The following is an 18919-nucleotide window of genomic DNA, read 5'->3' as shown; positions in this document are numbered from 1 at the left end:
TTGACGCTGGAACTCCATTTCCCAATAGTTGTTCATATCGAAAAGCAGTCCAATGCGTCGGGAAGCCAGCTCTTTGGGCATACGGTTTTTCTTATCGTAGACGGCACGAAGCTTTTTCATCTCCTGCGCAATACATACATATTCTTCACCACCTGGAGAAAGAGTCACCCCGTCGGTCATTATCATGCCGTAATGATATTGCTCACTGCCTTTCAGAGGTTGACGGAAACGGTAATTGCACACAAACTTCCCACCACCTGCAAAAACGTGATACACCCACATACGCACAGCGCCGGGTAGGGGTTGTGGATTATACACTCCCCAGTTCACCTGACCGGGTTGTAGTTCCATCACTCCGAATGTTTTGCCTACACGGTTACGAAACTGGTCATTGGAAAACCCAAGATCTTCGGGAATCCCCATTCGAAAGCCCTGGCTACCTATTCCTTGATTATGTCCGGTCACCAGATAGCGGGTGTAGGTCAGGAAGTCCGTATGATCGATCCGTACCGGGTCAACCGGATTGAAAACAGGAATCAGGTTGGTAGTGATCCATTGGTCTTTATTAATATGCTGCCGGAGTATGTCCGCCTGCATATTAACAAAGCCCGCCAATTCGTCTGCCATGAAACGGTTCAGGTCGAGCATGGCATGAGGATTGGGCTTATCGGGTACTTCCTGCTGACTGGGAAGACGCACTTGGTCGAAGTCCTGATAAGTTTCACTCCAGAAAGAGGTTCCCCATGTATCATTCAGTTTGTCGATAGTCCCATATTTCTTTTGTAGCCAGACGCGGAATTTTAGTTGTGCATTTTCACTGTAATCCACTACTCCGTAGTGTCCCGGCTCATTGTCAATCTGCCAGCCGATAACAGCAGAGTGATTGCCATAACGAATTGCCAGACGGGAAACAATGTTTTCTACATAACGACGGTAACGGTCGCTACTCCAGGAAGCATGCTGACGCCGTCCGTGCTGAATGGAAACTCCATTATCCCGCTGAATCAATATATCGGGGTACTTTTTCGACAGCCAGGCAGGAGGTGTAGGAGTAGGCGTACACATGATTACTTTCAAACCATATTTCTCCGCCAAAGAGACTGCACGATCCAGCCACTCAAAATCATACTTTCCTTCTTCCGGCTCCATCATGGCCCAAGCAAACTCCGCAAAATGGGTGAACTTGATCCCCATCTCCGACATTTTCTTCAGATCACGTTCCCATTGGGAGGAATCCCATTGCTCGGGGTAATAATAAGAACCCAAAGCAAACAACTCTTCCGGAGGAAAAGACTTATCGACCGGAGACTGGGAAAAGGATGCCAATGAAAACAGTAAAGCTAAAACCAATAAAGATTTCTTCATGGATATTATTTTTAGAATCTATATAATAAGACATTTCTAAAAGAGAAAACCACATAGCCATTTATATAAAGAGGTCGTGTTTTGTATAAAACCGGCCTCTTTATGTTATGCTACACTAATATAATACTCAAAACTAGTATTTCTTTGTAAACGTGCAGGTATTTGTATTCATATCCAGCTTGACATGATATATACCGGCTCTGAAATTAGCTCCCGGTCCGAAGTTTTCTGTTTCCTGCCATTGATCTCCGTTCCAATAACCGCCCCGGGCTATTAAATCACCTTCAGACACAATAGTCACGTCAAACGAAGTAATTTCATTATTCCAACCTTTTTTCTTATAGAATCTGAACATAAAGTCATTGTTTAAAAATAGATTGGTTTCAAAAATACGATCCCCGGTCTTCACACAACAGATAAAATCTTTCGGGTTTTCCCATCCCCAATTTCCAATGTCATCAGCAAGAAGTCCGCTGATTCTAGGATGCCCGAAGGTAGCCCCAGTGATCCATACAGTTTCGGGGAATTCCGCACCAGTCGTTTTCTCTACATATATAAGTTCCCTATTCTTATTATAGGAGAGCTTATACTTGCCATCCGGAGCATTAAACTTATATTGGCCGTTTTCATTCGTAAAGTATTCCGGCTGAAGCATATAATCCAGATAGCTAAATCCTTCAAAATCGACAGTCTGCCCTTTCGTGAGATTCAACTCTACACCGATATAATTGGGATCATTAGATTGAGTCAGCTCTGTACCGTTTATTTTATAAAATTCTTCTCCAAGCTGCCCTTCGTCTACCCTATCAATAAACATACATATATTCTTATTCAGATCTATCCGGACACGGTATACTCCCGGCGTGAAATCCGGTCCGGCTACAAAATCACCGGTAAAATGTCCGCCACCAGTACCACCCGTTGCCGGATCACTATAAAACCAGCCTTTACCTAATAGATTAATAGGATAAGGATTAACAGTGGTGCTAGCCAGTTCACCTCCCCACGGACGTTGCTTATAGAATTTAAACTGGAAATCTTTAACCAGATAAAGAGTTGTTTCAAAAACATTATCCGATATCTTCACGCACTGGAATGCATCACTCGGCAAATTGAAGGTCCATGTGGCAACAGTCACCCGTCCGGCTTGAGGATGTCCGAAATTAGAACCGCAAACCCATAAACCATCCGGGTAGTTTACTGAACGATTTTCTAAATATATCAGTTTGTTTACCGGATCGTAAAACAGTTTATAGTTTCCGTCCGCCCCTATAAATGTGGCTTTATCCTTTGTTATATCTTCAAAGAAATCCGGTTGAAGCATCTTTCTCACATCACCGAAATTGCCGAAAGTCACTTCATCGCCTTCATGAAGTTCCAAAGCAATACCCAAGTAAGACGAAGCCTCCTCTAATATACCCATTTCATGTCCGTTAACAAGGAAGGTTTGCTCCTGAATATTTTCATCTTTTGCTTCAAAAGCACAAGTATTATTATTCAAATCAAGCGTAATAAGATATACTCCGGGTTGGAAAAGCGGTCCAGGGATAAAATCTCCCCCACTCTTTCCTGCAACCAGGAATGGGGTGGTAAGTGTTATATTGTCTTCCGGTAAAGTGGTAATCTCATTATCACCTTCTCCCCAACCTCTATGTTTGAAGAACTTGAATGAGAAGTTATTAGCCAGATATACAGTGAGCTGAAAAACGTTGTCAGCACTTTTATAACAATAAAGCACATTGTTGGCTCCGTCCATACTCCAGCCACTTGTAGTAACCACTCCCGCTTGAGGATGCCCCCAGTTAGCACCACAGAACCATAATCCTTCCGGATAAGTTGCACCGGCTTTTTCTACATACAGAAGTTCATTAACGGGATCATAAAGCACACTATAATCGCCTGTCTCTCCTTTAAAACGAGCTTTATTTTCGGACAAGTATTCAAAGTAATCCGGTGAGAGGATTGATTCTATACCGTCGGTTCCCGAAAATTCGATTTCCTGTCCCTTTTCCAAATGAAGCTTCTTCCCCTGAAAATTGGAGTAAATTTCTTCATCCAACACATTCCCCCCTACGGAAAGAGGAGAGGCAAGTTTCCATTCCGGCCAATTATCCCATTTCTGTACGTCATCGCTACAGGATGCCGCCAACAGAAGCAGAAAAATCGTATATATATAATATTTCATAATACAGTCATATTAAGATTATACATTTATTTTTTATATGCTTTCAACAAAGCCTGATAAACCGTTTCGTTCACCTTCACGATGCAGCCGTGTCGTGCACCCGGTCTGTCCGTGCCATCCTTTACATTAGGTCCGGAGAAGGTACGCTCTTTCCACGGTCCGTCCATAGAGGTCGACTGAAACAAATGATAGCCATAAGGTTTGGCAGCATAAGACTCCGCATAAATGAACCAACCGCTATGATTGGGCCGTTCGATAAAAATAGGTGCTTCGCGCATCATATCATTCGGAGTGACGGGTGCTCCCGGATTGGTGTAAGGACCGGTCAGATTGGAAGAGGTGGCAATACGGACTGTTTTCCCGGTTTCCGGAGCAACAGCCGGATCGCGTTCATCTTTCAAGATTGCATAATAAACACCGTTTACCTTCCGGATAATGGCATCAATAATAGCCATGTTCTCATCTGTACCAGTGAAGTTGAACAGTTTCTGCGGTTCTGTATACGTCTCAAAATCTTTTGTCAACACATAGAGAGTACGCATACTGTCCCAGTCATCCTTATCCGGATCGTTGCAGGCATGCCAGCTTATAATATATTGTCCGCTGTCCTTGTCATAAAACATCTTGGGTGCTCCCCAATAATAAGTAGTATAAAATCCCTGCGCATTACTACGATTAAAAATCATTTCATCCAACGGGGTAGACGTCCATGTCACCAAATCTTCCGACCGCCACAAAGCCAACGGATTGACTGCTATCATATAAAAAGCCCCATCATGTCCCTGACAAATATCTGGATGCCCAATGTAAGCACTATTGATTATCCGACCTTTATTCAGCGTCTCCCAATTTACACCATCCCGGGAAGCTGCATAATACAGCTTTCCATAATTAGCATTCGTCATGTGAGCAAATAAATATCCGCCATCTGTTTCTACCGGAATTTCTTCTCTGCCTGTTTCTACATCATCCGAGCATGCCCAACTCATTAAAGACAATAATAGACCAATTATATAGTAACTCATACGTTTCATATCTTTATATTCAGTTAATAGGTTTAATTTATATTTTGCTGCGCTTTGCTCTTATCTTCCGCCCAACCCGGACGTTCCCAAGTCTGCTTCAGCTCTTTTCCATAAGAAACCGCCTGTTCGACTGCATAATTAGGGATCGGCATGTACTGATGCGTCGGCATTACTCCCTTCGCCTTATACATTTCCTGCGCATATTTATTAAAACGGATCAAGTCAATTTTACGATTACCTTCATAAAAGAGTTCATGTCCCCGTTCGATCAGGATCGCATCCAGAAAAGCATCTTTGGTATTGGTTGCCACAGCCGGCAAATTTGCCAATCCGGCTCTGTTCCTTACTTGATTTACTGCATTTATAGCAGCCACAGAAGGAACGGTTCCTGTTTTGCGTACTTCTGCCTCTGCATACATCAATAATACATCGGCCCATCTTGCCAAAGGAATATCGGTACCCTGGAAAGTTGTCATGGTTTCCTGCGGAAATTTATTCATAATATATCCATTCCATCTCACCCCCAGATTGTCTTTATTAATGATAACACCATTCTTGTCTTTATAACTAGTCACAATTGTTTTCAGACGACCGTCGTTACTTTCGAAAGCATCATAGTATTTCTTATCCATACTGAAAGCCTGAAACCATCCGCCTCCCATTGGGAAAGGATCCCCTTTTGCCACATCGGAAGGTAAAGCCCACATCAGGAAAGGATTCGCATTTCCATGTTTCGGGTTACCATCGGCAGCCGGGCTACAACTGACAGCCATAATGATTTCTTTATTGAATTTATTGGCATTCTTGAACAGGTCAACGTATGGGGTACTTCCAGTTTTAAACAAATCATATTTACCTGTATTAAGTTCATTATACATATCCATCGCTCTCTGATAATAGCCTTCCATGTGTTCTCCCTCGTTCAGACAGTGTTTCATCAGGCAGAAACGGGCATAGTCACGCGTATAGCGTCCCAAATCCGGAGCCACCTCGGGAGCATTCTTTGCGGCAAACTCCAAGTCATCCGTAATCCATTGAGTCATTTCGTCCAAAGAAGGACGCACGGTATTCGATAACGCTTCCGGATCAATTACTTTTTCGGGGTCCAGGATGACCGGTACAGGACCGTAAACATGTAACAGAAAATACATCATCAATCCACGGCACAGACGCGCTTCTCCAAGCAGGTTATTCTTTTTTTCTTCTGTAAGAGCAGTCAGAGGAGCTTTCTCCAAAGTTCCAATGATTTCAGTCATACGGGTTATTTGAGCTGTTTTCGGGAAATGGTTGAGGTTACTGCCATCATCTACATTTCCACGCCAGTAATAAAAGCAATTACTGTAGTCTCCTTTAGTAAATCGTTCCCAGTCTGCACCTACTGTGGTAGCAGATGCACATATATCAGAAGTGGAATCAAACATACGTACCGTTCCTCCCGACTGTATATGAATACCGTGCTGCAAACCGCCTGAACCCATATCATACGTCCAAACCGTAGTGTATGGCAAGTAGCAAATCATCATATAGGAAACATACTCCTGCTCTGTAGAAGGATATTCTCCCTGCAACAAAGCTCCATAAATATAAGGATCAAAATTATTCTCACAACTACCGAATAATAGTTGCAAGGAAACAAGCATCGGTAAAAAAATCTTCTTTTTCATACGACATAATTTGTTAGATTTCATAGCTTGAAGTTTAGAAGGTTAATTTTGCACCTATTGAATAAACTCTCATTTGAGGATATTGCCCTCCGGTCAAATTAGAAGAGGAAGTGTTGATTTCAGGGTCATATCCTTTGTATTTGGTAAAGGTCAAAGGATTCTGAAAATCGACAAACACACGTATTCCTCTAATATATCCTTTAAATACAGATAACTCTTTGGGACCCAGATTATATCCCAGTGTGATGTTTCTTACACGTATATAAGAGGCATTTTCTCTTGTATAATCAAAGCCCAGATTTTCGGGTAAAGCCACTGATTTACTGATTGCGATACCCGGGAAGCGTCCGTTCGTGTTTGTCTGGGTATTCCAAATGTTATAAGAATAGATACCAACATTGTGCGCATCCACTCCTCTGGAGAGACCTCCGACATCTATACTATTGCCATATGCATCATTCCATTTCTTTACTCCCAATTGACCATACATGAATATATCCAAATCAAAGTTCTTCCATGTAAATGTATTCCCGAAACCAAAATATAATTTAGGTAACGTATTATCCATATAAGAGTCATTCACATCAATGATTCCATCACCATTTTTATCTTCAACAATAGGATATCCCGGCATACAAGCAGCAGGACCTAACGAACGTTGCGATTCGGGCATATTACTCTTATCCACATTGATGATACCGGTCGTTTTATAATAATAGAATGCATTCATCGGTTCATTTTTCCTTTTCTGATATTTTTGATAATCATAGTTGGGCATACGTTCTATCCATACCGCGTTATAATGGGACAGTGTAATTTGAGAGGTCCATTTGAAATCATGTGTTTGAAGATTCAGCGAATTCAAACTCACATCTACTCCGGTACGTTTATAATGTCCTCCATTGATAGGACGTGTTCCGTGCATTCCCAATAATTCAGTCGGTGCTGTACCCAACAAATGGGTTACGTCATTACGGAATACATCTACACTACCCCAGATTCTATCTCTAAGAACGGAAAAATCCAATCCGATATTTTTCATAACCGTCTTTTGCCAGGTTACATCTTCATAGTTGGCACCGGACAATATGTAAGGAATATAGGTAACTGAATTATTATTGAACTGAACATCTTCACGGGTAGTTGTTACAATACCATATAGTGTTGTACCTAAATTGTCACTACCAGTTTCACCATAACTGGCTCTTAGTTTCAACATATTAATCCAAGAGATATTCTTTATAAATGATTCTTCGTTCATTTTCCATGCTAGAGAAACAGATGGAAAGAGAGCATATTTCTTACTGGGAAAGAATTTATCCGTACCGTCACGGCGCAATGAAGCAGATACTACATAGCGACCCAATAAGTCGAAATTTCCTCTGACAAACTGTGACCTCTTTTCATTTTTATATTTATAAGAAGTCGGATAGAAAGGACCGTCTGCCATGCCTACACTGCTTCCCTGTATATGATCATTCGCATTTTCGTATGATATATCCGAACCATCGCCACTATCGAGATAACGTCCCATACCGGCCATCAGATTCATATCCAACAGCTCTCCAAACTTATGTTGAAATGTCAACGTACCTTCGAGAGTGCTTTGTTGCCTTTTTCCATATCCTAAGTTTCCTCTGGATTTACGTTGCAATGCGTAGTAAACATCAGAAGGTATGTATGAATCACGAGAGGTATTTTCCTTGTTCAATCCATACAACACTTTTGCCGAAAGCATATTCTTTATGATATCAACATCCAATGAGAAATTCATGTAATAACCACTTTGCTCGGACTTATCATTAATATCATGCATGGAAACAGGGTTAGGCGTCCGGCTAAATACATTATATTTCCCTTCGGCATCGTATATAGGAAGATAGGAAGGATAGAAAATTGCTCCGAAAAGTGCTCCGGCTCCCTGATCTCCTAAGTTCCCAACATCCCCGCCAACAGTAGAGTTCGTGTAATTATTCTGATTCAAATTGACGATTGTTGTCAGTTTCAAAAAGTTAGTCAGTTGGGAGGTGATATTTGTACGCAAAGAGTAGCGCTCCATATCCGAATTATGAACGGTAGCATCTTCTTTATAGTAGTTAACACCCAGATAATATTTAAACTTTTCAGAACCACCGCTAATCGTCAGATTATGATTGGTCACCGCACCTGTTTTCAGCACTTTGTCCAACCAGTCCGTAGTCGGAGCATTGGCTATTTGTGTCGGTGTAAAGATAGGTGTCCACTTATCATCATAAGCGGTATTTCCATAAGGATACTGACCTTTGTCATATAAATAATTCTCCTTACTGAAAACATTGACCATGTTCATCAATTCGGGACCACTCAATACCTCCAGATAAGGATAATGTTTCTGTATGGAATAACTTCCTTCATACACTATGGTCGGTTTTCCTTCTTTTCCCTTTTTGGTAGTCACCAAAATAACACCATCGGCAGCTCCGATACCATAAATGGCAGCAGAAGCATCTTTCAGGATTTCAATAGATTCAATATCGTTGGGATTTAATCCTGCCAATCCTGCACGGTTGACGGAGGAAGGAAGTGATGTGCTCCCCGTACCGACTTCAAAAGAGCCGCTAGGCATAACCACTCCATCTACCACATAAATCGGTGTACCACCTCCACGAATGGAGATATTGATGCCTCCCCCCGGCTGGGGACTGGATACGGTTGCCTGCAAACCGGCAGCACGCCCCAACAACATTCCGGAAATATTACTGGTAGCTGCTTTCGATATTTTTTCTGTTTTTACTGTAGCAATAGAAGTAGTCAGATTCTTGCGGGAAGTCGTACCATAGCCTACCACTACCACCTCATCTAAAATTTGCTGATTTTCAGCCAAGGTCACGGATAAAGAGGTCCGGTCGCCCACTTTTACTTCCTGTGTCTGATAACCAATATAGGAAATCTCTAATACGGCTCCCGGTGATACTTCCAGCGAGAACTTCGCATCCAAATCAGATGCGGTTCCGTTAGCCGTTCCTTTTTCCTTGATGGTAGCACCGATGATCGGTTCACCATTGGCATCATTCACCACACCTGTGATTTTACGCTTTTTAGTGTCTTTAGAGGTATTCTGCCGTTGCCCTTTCTGGACAACAATGTTTTTACCTTTTACCTCATAAACAACATCTTGCCCGTACAATATCTGATCGATAGCCTCATTCAACTGCTTTGCCTTTACACTCACAATTTTCTTTGTATCCAGATCTCCCACTTTATATACGAAAGAATATCCGCTTTTATTCTTCAGTTGCGTCATTGCTTCTTTCACTGAAACATTATTCATTTTCAATGAAACGGCCTGGGCTAGCATTGCTATGTTAAGGCAAAAGAGAGCCACGACCATTAATATGGCCTTCTTCCTGTAATTCATAAAATAAACAAATTATTTAATTAAAACTTGAATAACTCGTTTTAAAAGAGATGTATTTTGCTAACTTTGCATTATCTCTTTTGAAAACATGCTCACGTTTGAAAGTTGTTGAAGAAGAGATTCAGGAGCCGGAAGATGTTCGAGATCTTCCGGTTTTTATTTTTCTCTCCTTATTCATTCACTAAAGACTATTCAGTATTATTTTCTTCCTTCATATTCTTCAATTTCTAAGGTTAAACAATCATAGTATTATAAATCTCTGGTAACCGGTTAATAGATAGTTATATTGCGTTCTTCAATCTTATATTGTATTTTCTCCGTAGATGCCAACGCATCCAATACTTCCTGAATACTTTGCTCCCGACGGACAAAATTACCGTAGAACCGGAAGGTATTTAAAGAATCATTGGCAATGCGAATAGTTACATTGTAGCTACGTTCCAATTCTTTCACGATGTCCGGCAGAAGCTCTTCATCAAAAAACAGATAACCGTCCGTCCATTGCGAAGCATTAGAGGCTGTAACTGTTTCTACTGTCATCCGTCCGTTCGTTTTATTCAATATTGCTCTCTCATCAGGCGCAAGAATTGCTTCTTTCTCTTTTTTCAGTAAATTATTCAGTTCTACTTTCCCTTCCAATAAAGATACTACGACTTCATGATCCTCCGGGTAATCGCGAAAATTAAATTTTGTTCCCAGTACTTGCAATTGTAAATCTTTAGTCTTTACAAAGAAAGGGAGTTTTTCATTCCGCCGGACTTCAAAATATCCCTCACCTTCCAGTTCGATCATACGATTATCAACTCCGAAACCTTGTGAGTAAGTCATTCGTGAACCGGCATTCAGCCAAACCAATGTACCGTCCGGCAAATAAAGCTTTGTCCTCGATCCTAAAGGAGCTTCTACGGATATATCCGCGAATGTGTCTTTTACATTCACTCCTCCCTGCCAATAAGAGAAGCAGCCGACTGCAAGTATGACTGCGATAATCGCTGCATAACGCCACAACATTGACAACCGGAATCCATGATGAGAAGTTTTTTCTATTTCCTTCCGATTTCCGATACGTTTCTTAAATGTATCGAACGCTTTATCTTTATTGTATTTCGACGCAGCTTCACGACTGACAGCAGAAAACCAGACTTCCCGCTGCTGAATAAAGTAATTCTTATTTTCAGGTGATGCAGCTACCCATGCTTTCAGTTCGGCTAAAGCATTTTTGTCCAAACCTTCCGTCAGATAGGTTGCAATCAATTCATCAATATGTTTCTTTTCTTCTTCCATTTTTCTGCGTTCTATAAAGGAGACAGTAGTTTTTTAATTGAGGGTAGTCTGAAAATGACTTTTTTTCGTTTTTACCCGAAAAAAAATAAAAGTAGAGTAATCAGATATTTACTTAGATTCATTTGTAAAGATGCTAATGCATTCTTTATATGATATTTAACCGTATTGACAGAGATGCCTAACTCTTGAGAAATTTCTTCGTATGATTTTCCTTCAAAACGGCTTTTATCGAACACGCGACGACATTCGTTCGGCAATTTATCAATGGCTTTATATATTTCCTCTTCCAGTTCACGCTCCAGCAATGCACCTAACGGATGCGAATCGGAGATCGTCATTTTATCGTCTGTTATCTCATCAGGCATTAGAGATGAAAACGCGATCTCACGCTTTTCCCATTCAGAATTCAGATAGTTGATACAACGATTACGGACGGCTCTCACCAAATAGCTACGGATAGAAACGGAAATCTCTAACGTTTCACGAATCTCCCATAAATGAAAAATAGTATCCCCGACAATGGTTTCCGCGAGGAATTGATCTTTTACATAGCCACTTGCGACATGACACAGCAGAGCATAGTGACGGTCATAGATGTATTGATAGGCGTCTTCGTTGCCTATCTTCAACTGCTCTACTATTAAAGTTTCAGTGTGCTCCATGAATGTATTAGTCGAGTTAATGGCACAAATTTAGAGAAATTGCAGCAGACTACCTAATATCCATATTAATATCTTCAAGGACATCACAATCCAAAAGAATTATAAAAAACTTCTCTCGTTGATTTACGAGATATAGAATAAAAAGTTATTTTTGCACCGTTTTTTAATTTTATCTTAAACTAGTATTATGTACAAGATTTTTCACGGCTTCCATCTAGTGGAAGCTTATCAGGACTTAAAGAAAGCCAAACGATTGGCAAAAAATCAGACAGTGGCCAGATGCATAAAGCTAACCGTAGCTATTACCCTTTCCCTTATTTTATGGCTCCTCCCTATTGACACATTTGGTATAGAAGGGTTAACAGTTATAGAACAAAGACTTATTTCTATCTTTATTTTTGCCACACTGATGTGGGTATTCGAGGCTGTCCCTGCATGGACCACTTCCGTATTGATTGTCGTTTTATTGTTACTCACCGTTTCCGACAGCAGCTTATGGTTCCTTACTCAAGGAATCTCGACAGAAGAATTGGGACAGACAGTCAAATATAAGTCCATTATGCATTGCTTTGCCGATCCAATCATTATGTTATTTATTGGTGGGTTCATACTTGCCATCGCAGCAACCAAAAGCGGATTGGACGTATTGTTGGCACGCGTCATGCTAAGACCTTTCGGAACCCAATCACGCTATGTACTATTAGGATTCATTCTTGTTACAGCTGCATTTTCAATGTTCCTTAGCAACACGGCTACAGCTGCCATGATGCTCACTTTCCTAACTCCTGTATTAAAAGCACTTCCGGCAGACGGTAAAGGAAAAATAGGTCTGGCTATGGCTATTCCTGTAGCTGCTAATGTGGGTGGCATGGGAACTCCTATCGGCACACCGCCCAACGCAATTGCCTTAAAATACCTGAATGATCCGGAGGGACTGAACCTGAATATCGGTTTCGGAGAATGGATGAGTTTTATGTTACCCTATACTATTATTGTATTGTTTATCGCTTGGTTCATACTTTTACGATTGTTTCCCTTTAAACAAAAAATATTGAATTACAAATTGAAGGTGAAGCCAAAAAAGACTGGCGTTCCATTGTGGTTTATATCACTTTTGCTATCACAGTCATACTTTGGATGTTTGACAAGGTGACGGGAGTAAACTCTAATGTAGTAGCTATGATTCCGGTAGCCGTTTTCTGTATAACGGGAGTCATCACCAAACGCGATCTGGAAGAAATCAGTTGGAGCGTACTCTGGATGGTAGCCGGCGGCTTCGCCCTGGGCGTTGCTTTACAAGAAACCGGACTGGCGAAACATATGATTGAAGCTATCCCATTCAACACATGGCCTCCTGTATTAATGATTGTCGGCTCCGGACTTATTTGTTATGCTATGGCTAATTTCATCTCACATACAGCTACGGCAGCATTGCTCGTCCCCATCCTAGCCATTGCAGGAAGCAGCATGCGTGAGAATCTATCTTCCTTAGGTGGAGTAGAGACTTTATTGATTGGAGTGGCAATCGGTTCATCATTAGCAATGATATTGCCTATCAGTACTCCTCCCAACGCATTGGCACACGCCACAGGCATGATTCAGCAAAAGGATATGGAAAAAGTCGGAATAATCATGGGAATCATCGGACTGATATTGGGATATACCATGTTAATCATCCTTGGCTCCAACAAATTATTATAAAAAATACTCTTTCCATACAAATAAGCCCTGTGAGAAGCAATCATTCTTACAGGGCTTTTTTGCTAATCAGTCTTACTTGAAAACCTGGAAAGAATCTCTTTTGATATTGCTATCCGTTGTTTCAGATAGTGGCAGACTTCTTCCCACCGATAATATGGGAAAAAGGATGTGACCACCGGAATGGTTGCTTCTTGCTCATTCAAAAGTATTTTGACCCAGACTTGACAGTCCTTATCACGATAGAACACCCATTGCACATTAGCTGCCATCGGAGCAATCTCATAATCTTTCCAATAAATGGATACGGAATCAGGTGATGCGATCTGTATATCCGTTTTTCCTATACCCATCAATGTTACAAAAGGAATGACAGTCTCTGCATGCGCAAAACGAAGATTCACCCGATTGTCCGATTGCCCGTTAATTGCCTGCTCTGCCGTTTGAATAAACTCTGAAAGTAACGGCCATGCAATTGCAATCGGCAGCATATTCCCAACTGGCGCTGCACTTTTAGTCAGATATTGCCGCAAGTTTTGTGTTTGCCAATAACCATACCATTCTTTATCATTGAAAATACCTTCCATATTAAAAGGTAAGCCCGTATCAGGAAGTATAGCTGCTATTGAGAACAAAGCCATGACAAACTCCCGTTTTTCCTGTTCTGTTTCTTGTCCTGAGGTGAGAAAAATCCTTTTCATGACAGGTGCAAAAACTATCTTATCTTGCACAAATGATTCATACAAAGAAATCCAGTCACCTTTCTCTTTATAATAAACATAAGGCTTGTTCAAATCAAAAAAACGAAGAAGTGGATTATATTGCTTTCCTGCACTTTTCTTTATTACCAATGAGGAATCCTGTTTTTCCATACCAGAAAGAAAAGCATCCATACTACTAATACAACGAGGAATATAGGAAGCTATCGCTTCAATTCGCGCCGAATCTACAAATATTTGAGGATAACGCAATAGCATACGCTCTGCTATCCCCTTTTGTTCCTGCTCTCCTACTGCCGACAATTCTCCCCATTGTCCTTCGAAAGCTTCGGACAGCCGTAATACCGTAGCAAGCAGTTCCTGACCTTTTACAGTCAATCTTTTTTCCTGCTCCGCCAATATAAGCACATTTCTAACCTTCTCTAATGCTTTTCCCGAAGTCGGGAACCGTGCTCCGTGCCTTCCTAAATGATTGATATAAAAAGGAACCATACCATCATGGTTCAAAACAGATAGATTCTTTATAAAAGGATACGGCATAGCCGTTCCCGCATATTTCTGAATTGCACTTTGCCCGAATAAAAAAGTTATAGGGAAAAGCAGACCAGCTAAAAATATCAATATTGCTTTCATCCGGCAGAATATATATTTGTTTGCCAAACATAACAACCGGACATAGAACAATGTTTATATACGCCACCTACTATTTCTCATTTTTTAAATTGATTGCCGGATAAGATCCTGTCTTTTCCGACTCTCCATACTTGCTCGGACTTACACCATAATATTTTTTAAATACCTCACGGAAATATTTCGCATCCGAGAACCCGACCATATCGGTAATTTCCGCTATTGTATATTCGCCCTGCTTTAGCAATTGTGCAGCATGTTGCAAACGTATCATCCGGATATAATCAGCCGGAGCATAACCTGTCAAGACCTTTAATTTATTAAAGAAACTCGTACGACTCATGTGATGGCAACTGCTAAGCATTTCTACATTAAAATCCGGATCCCCCATGTTCTTCTCTATACATTCCTTGACCGAAGCTATAAATTTCCAGTCCAAAGTATTAGTACAATTAACCGGAAAATTCTGTTCTTCCTCTTCGATACTATTATAAACCTGACGGAGCAAAGCACGATTCGCCAGTAAATTCTTAATCGTTGCCTTGAGTATTCCTACACTGAAAGGCTTGGTGATATAAGCATCCGCTCCGATTTCCAGCCCTTCGAGCATATTCTTCTCGTCTCCCAATGCTGTCAGCAAAACGACCGGAATATGAGACATCTCAAGATCCCCTTTTATCGCTGAACAAAGTTCATCTCCGCTCATTTCAGGCATCATTATATCGGATATAACAAGATCCGGATTAAATTCCCTAATTATGATTAGTGCATCCTTTCCATTCGGACAAGCCTGAATATTATAACTCGTCTTCAGCATATCCACCAGATAATTGCGCAAATCATCATTATCTTCCACTATCAGGATACGTTGTAAGGAACTGTTTATCTGGGATATCTCCATAGCCGGCAAATCAGAAATACTACCCGGTATGATAGTCTCCGGACGTTCATCCGGCAGCCTGGGAGAAATAAATTTAGCTTTATGAAGATGGCTATTTCCTTTCGGGAAAGTTACTCGTACACAAGTGCCTTGTTGTTCATTGCTCTGAATCTGAATCTTGCCTTTATGTAATTTGACTAGTTTGTATACCAACATCAGCCCTATTCCGCTACCTGTCACTTTTAGATTGACAACATTACTACCTCTAAAACAGTTCCTGAACAATTTCTTCTGTTCGCACGAAGGAATACCAATTCCCGTATCTTTCACCTCAATGCTCCACGTGTTTCCTTCCTCGCAGGCGGAAATGCAGACACTACCTTCTTCAGGTGTATACTTCAATGCATTCGACAAGATATTTTTCAAAATAGATCCCATTTTGTCACTATCAAACCACACATTCAGATAGTCAAAATTGCTTTCATAAACAAACCTGACATGTTTCATTTCAGCATATTTGCGAAAAGCGGCACAAACATCATTCATAAAAGTATTCAGCTCATACTCGGAAACATAAAGAGTGGATGAATAGACATCTATCCGTTCGAAATTTATCAAGTTCGTTGTCAGCTGAAGCAATGTATTTACATTCTTAAGAGCCATATTCATATGAGGTAACGCCTGTTCGGTCACCATACGATTTTCTATGACTTCCTCCAGCGGAGCTTTTATCAACGTAAGCGGCGTACGTATGTCATGAGCCGTATTAATGAAGAACCGTGTCTTCTCATCCGACACTTTCTTCTGCTTTTGCAACATGATGATACGAAAGATGATAATCATAACCAATACCAACAGAATTGCATATCCCACCATAGCCCACAAACTGGCCCATACCGGAGGTGTTATAACAATCTGAATGTTCCTTGTCTCATAAGTCTTATACTTCTCTTCATTGGATACGGCACGAATTTGTAACGTATAACTGCCAGGAGGCAGATTTCTGACAAGAATCCGGTTATCCTGACTTGGACGACTCCATTCTTTATGATAACCATCAATTTTCCATGAATAAAGAATGTTAGAAGGATAATCATAATTAATGGATGCCACATCAAGGGAAAATGTATTTTGTCCGTAAGCTAGTTCCAGCCGGTCAGTTTCATCAATGTCCTTCTTCAAAGGAGATCCGTCATCACCCGGATAAACAGGATGATAAGCAATCATAAAATCACGTAATAACAGGCGTGAGTAATGCGGTTCCGGTATCTGTATATTTGTCGGGAACTTAACTGCACCTTCATTACCGCCAAAAACAAGTGTGCTTTTATTCCAGGCGGTGGCAGAACCTGCATTAAAATTGACACTCATCAATCCTTGTTCCCGTGTCCAATTACGAAAAGAATGTTTCTGGGGGGAATAGATTGTAATACCGGTTTCCGTACCCATCAGAAGACTCTCGTCCTGACGTGGAAGAATTGTATAAATATTGTCAGAAATCAACGCACAGTTATCAGTACGATATTGATGGATAAACTTTTTCTTATTAATGTCATAAACAAGAAGTCCGGCTCCACGGGTACCGATATACAGGATACCGTCTTCTCTCTGGTATAATGCACATATATAGGGAGACTCAATAGGCAGATCAATATACCGGTAAACTCCGGATTCCTTGTCAAGCAGGTAGAGTCCCATTCGCGTACCAATCCACATCAGCCGGCCGTCCTTCTCCTGAATAGTAGTAATAGAACTTACTCCCGGATATAAACGTACATTTTTAGTCTCAAGATTGATACGCTTCAGATGATAATATCCACCGGACCAGATATCACCTCCTGAATCTTTTTTAATGTCATAAATATATTGGTCGGGACGTACTCCTGCAATGGCAGCAGGAGAAAGATAAGTTACCTTAAACCCTTTCTTCTTCTCTATCTTGTAAATACCCGATGTATAACCACCAGCCCACATTACACCGGGAGAGACTTCACACAGCGCTAAAAAAATGTGATTCTCATCATTCGGTACCGGATCAAAGGAACTAAAGAAGGAACGCCATTCTTTTGTATCAGTCTGATAGAAACTGATACCGTTACTAGTTGCAAACCAGAGGTCACCGTCACTATCCTCCACCACATCATGAACCTGATCATTCACCAGTGACCGGGTATTACCAAGAGAATGTCTTATCAGGTCATAACTTCCATAACGGTTGTTACGGATTGTAATGCCGGTGGGATAATTTGCGAGCCAGATGCGATCTTCTTCATCCACATAGACATCATTAATATTATTTCCATTCATCCCGTTATAACTGCTATAATCAGCTGTTATATAGGGTTCACTCATGTATGTATTCACATCCAGCTTATATACACCTTTTCCCCCAGTAGCCACTAGAAGTTCATGAGCGTTTAAAGCAGCAATCTGGTTAACCTCTACATGATTGGGGAATTGACAAGAGATGATTTTTCCTGTTCCCCCCATGTCATATATAAGTATTCCCTCTTTATAGTTTCCCACAAATAACTGCTTTGAAACAGCATGGTAATAAAGTTCATGCACTGGAGCGATGCTTTCCAACGCTTCATCAGGAATCACCTTTAACTTCCCTTCTTCTATTCCGGCACGAAATAAACCACTTCCCGTACCTATAAAAAAATGGTTACCATCTGTCTGTTCAATGGTAGTTATTTCACCGTCGACCGGCACCGACATATGTAACACTGTTCCGGTATGGGTATCATACCAGGTAATGCTATCTTTACAGCACAACCATATACGGTCATTTTTGTCCAAATAACCATAATTCAGAAATGCTTGCGACTTATTTCTGATCAGTTCCGGATGCACATAAGCCAGTTCAAACTTGTCATGCTGCGAATCATACCTAAAAATACGACCTTTCTGACCAATTACCCATAATACATTTCCGTTGTCCATATAAAGCCAATTCAAGGCAATCCGTGAATCCAACGTCATGTTATCGTCTGAAAAGTTGTAATGCTTGTTTGCCATCATAACGGTCTATCCCTTCTTGAGTCAGAAACCACATATACCCCCGTCGGTCTTTTTGGATATGGTATATTTTCTGATTATTCAACCCGTCTTCCAGTCCTATGTACTTATAAATCTGCCCCTTGCTTACAGTACAATTAATGAGAAGAAGTACAAACAAAAAGAATCCTCTCATTTTTATAAAATTACTCATGTCTTTCACTAATATTCAAAAAATACTCTGCAAAAATATGAAAAAATTAATTAAAACGCAAGTCGAAAATGTATTCATATTTCAACCATCAATTAATATTAATAGTCATATTTCCAGTTTTAAATTTGTTGAATATTGTAAAGAAGAGCTAGAATTTCAACAGCCCCTTAATATGTAAAATTTCATAAATGCATAA

General features: G+C 40.7%; 8 protein-coding genes and 2 pseudogenes. 1 reads left to right on the top strand and 9 read right to left on the bottom strand.

What is annotated here, in order from left to right:
- The 7 genes from BXY_RS08665 to BXY_RS08635 all read right to left on the bottom strand — a co-directional run.
- Positions 1–1365, bottom strand: a 1365-nt coding sequence (locus BXY_RS08665) for a beta-galactosidase (RefSeq protein ID WP_208946791.1), incomplete at its 3' end; no start/stop codon positions are given.
- A gap of 133 nt (positions 1366–1498) precedes the next feature.
- A complete protein-coding gene (locus BXY_RS08660) occupies positions 1499–3550 on the bottom strand; it encodes a SusF/SusE family outer membrane protein (protein ID WP_015531710.1) in 2052 nt (683 codons plus the stop codon).
- Between the two features lie 26 nt (positions 3551–3576).
- Positions 3577–4575: a glycoside hydrolase family protein gene (locus BXY_RS08655; RefSeq protein ID WP_022200203.1), complete on the bottom strand. Its 999-nt coding sequence runs from the start codon at positions 4573–4575 to the stop codon at positions 3577–3579.
- A gap of 32 nt (positions 4576–4607) precedes the next feature.
- Positions 4608–6263 (bottom strand): RagB/SusD family nutrient uptake outer membrane protein, encoded by a 1656-nt coding sequence (locus tag BXY_RS08650; RefSeq protein WP_022200204.1) that lies wholly within the window; start codon positions 6261–6263, stop codon positions 4608–4610.
- Positions 6264–6273: 10 nt separating this feature from the next.
- On the bottom strand, positions 6274–9636 hold the full coding sequence (locus tag BXY_RS08645; RefSeq protein WP_009040223.1) for a TonB-dependent receptor: 3363 nt from the start codon (positions 9634–9636) through the stop codon (positions 6274–6276).
- Between the two features lie 270 nt (positions 9637–9906).
- The gene (locus tag BXY_RS08640; RefSeq protein ID WP_015531707.1) at positions 9907–10920 is read right to left on the bottom strand and encodes a FecR family protein; all 1014 of its coding nucleotides are present in this window, start codon (positions 10918–10920) and stop codon (positions 9907–9909) included.
- 71 nt (positions 10921–10991) lie between these two features.
- On the bottom strand, positions 10992–11582 hold the full coding sequence (locus BXY_RS08635; protein WP_008026656.1) for an RNA polymerase sigma-70 factor: 591 nt from the start codon (positions 11580–11582) through the stop codon (positions 10992–10994).
- Positions 11583–11769: 187 nt separating this feature from the next.
- Between BXY_RS08635 and BXY_RS08630 the strand changes: the two are divergent.
- Positions 11770–13283 (top strand): annotated as a pseudogene (locus BXY_RS08630) (SLC13 family permease).
- Between the two features lie 62 nt (positions 13284–13345).
- Here the strand turns inward: BXY_RS08630 and BXY_RS08625 are convergent.
- Both BXY_RS08625 and BXY_RS08620 read right to left on the bottom strand, forming a co-directional pair.
- Positions 13346–14632, bottom strand: coding sequence for a histidine-type phosphatase (locus tag BXY_RS08625; RefSeq protein ID WP_015531704.1), 1287 nt, complete (start codon positions 14630–14632; stop codon positions 13346–13348).
- A gap of 70 nt (positions 14633–14702) precedes the next feature.
- Positions 14703–18723 (bottom strand): annotated as a pseudogene (locus BXY_RS08620) (hybrid sensor histidine kinase/response regulator transcription factor).
- Positions 18724–18919 lie beyond the last annotated feature (196 nt).

It is taken from the genome of Bacteroides xylanisolvens XB1A, from assembly GCF_000210075.1.
In the GTDB taxonomy this organism is placed as follows: Bacteria; Bacteroidota; Bacteroidia; order Bacteroidales; family Bacteroidaceae; genus Bacteroides; species Bacteroides xylanisolvens.
Note: the sequence above shows the minus strand (reverse complement) of the source record. Positions and strands in the feature narration are given on the sequence as shown.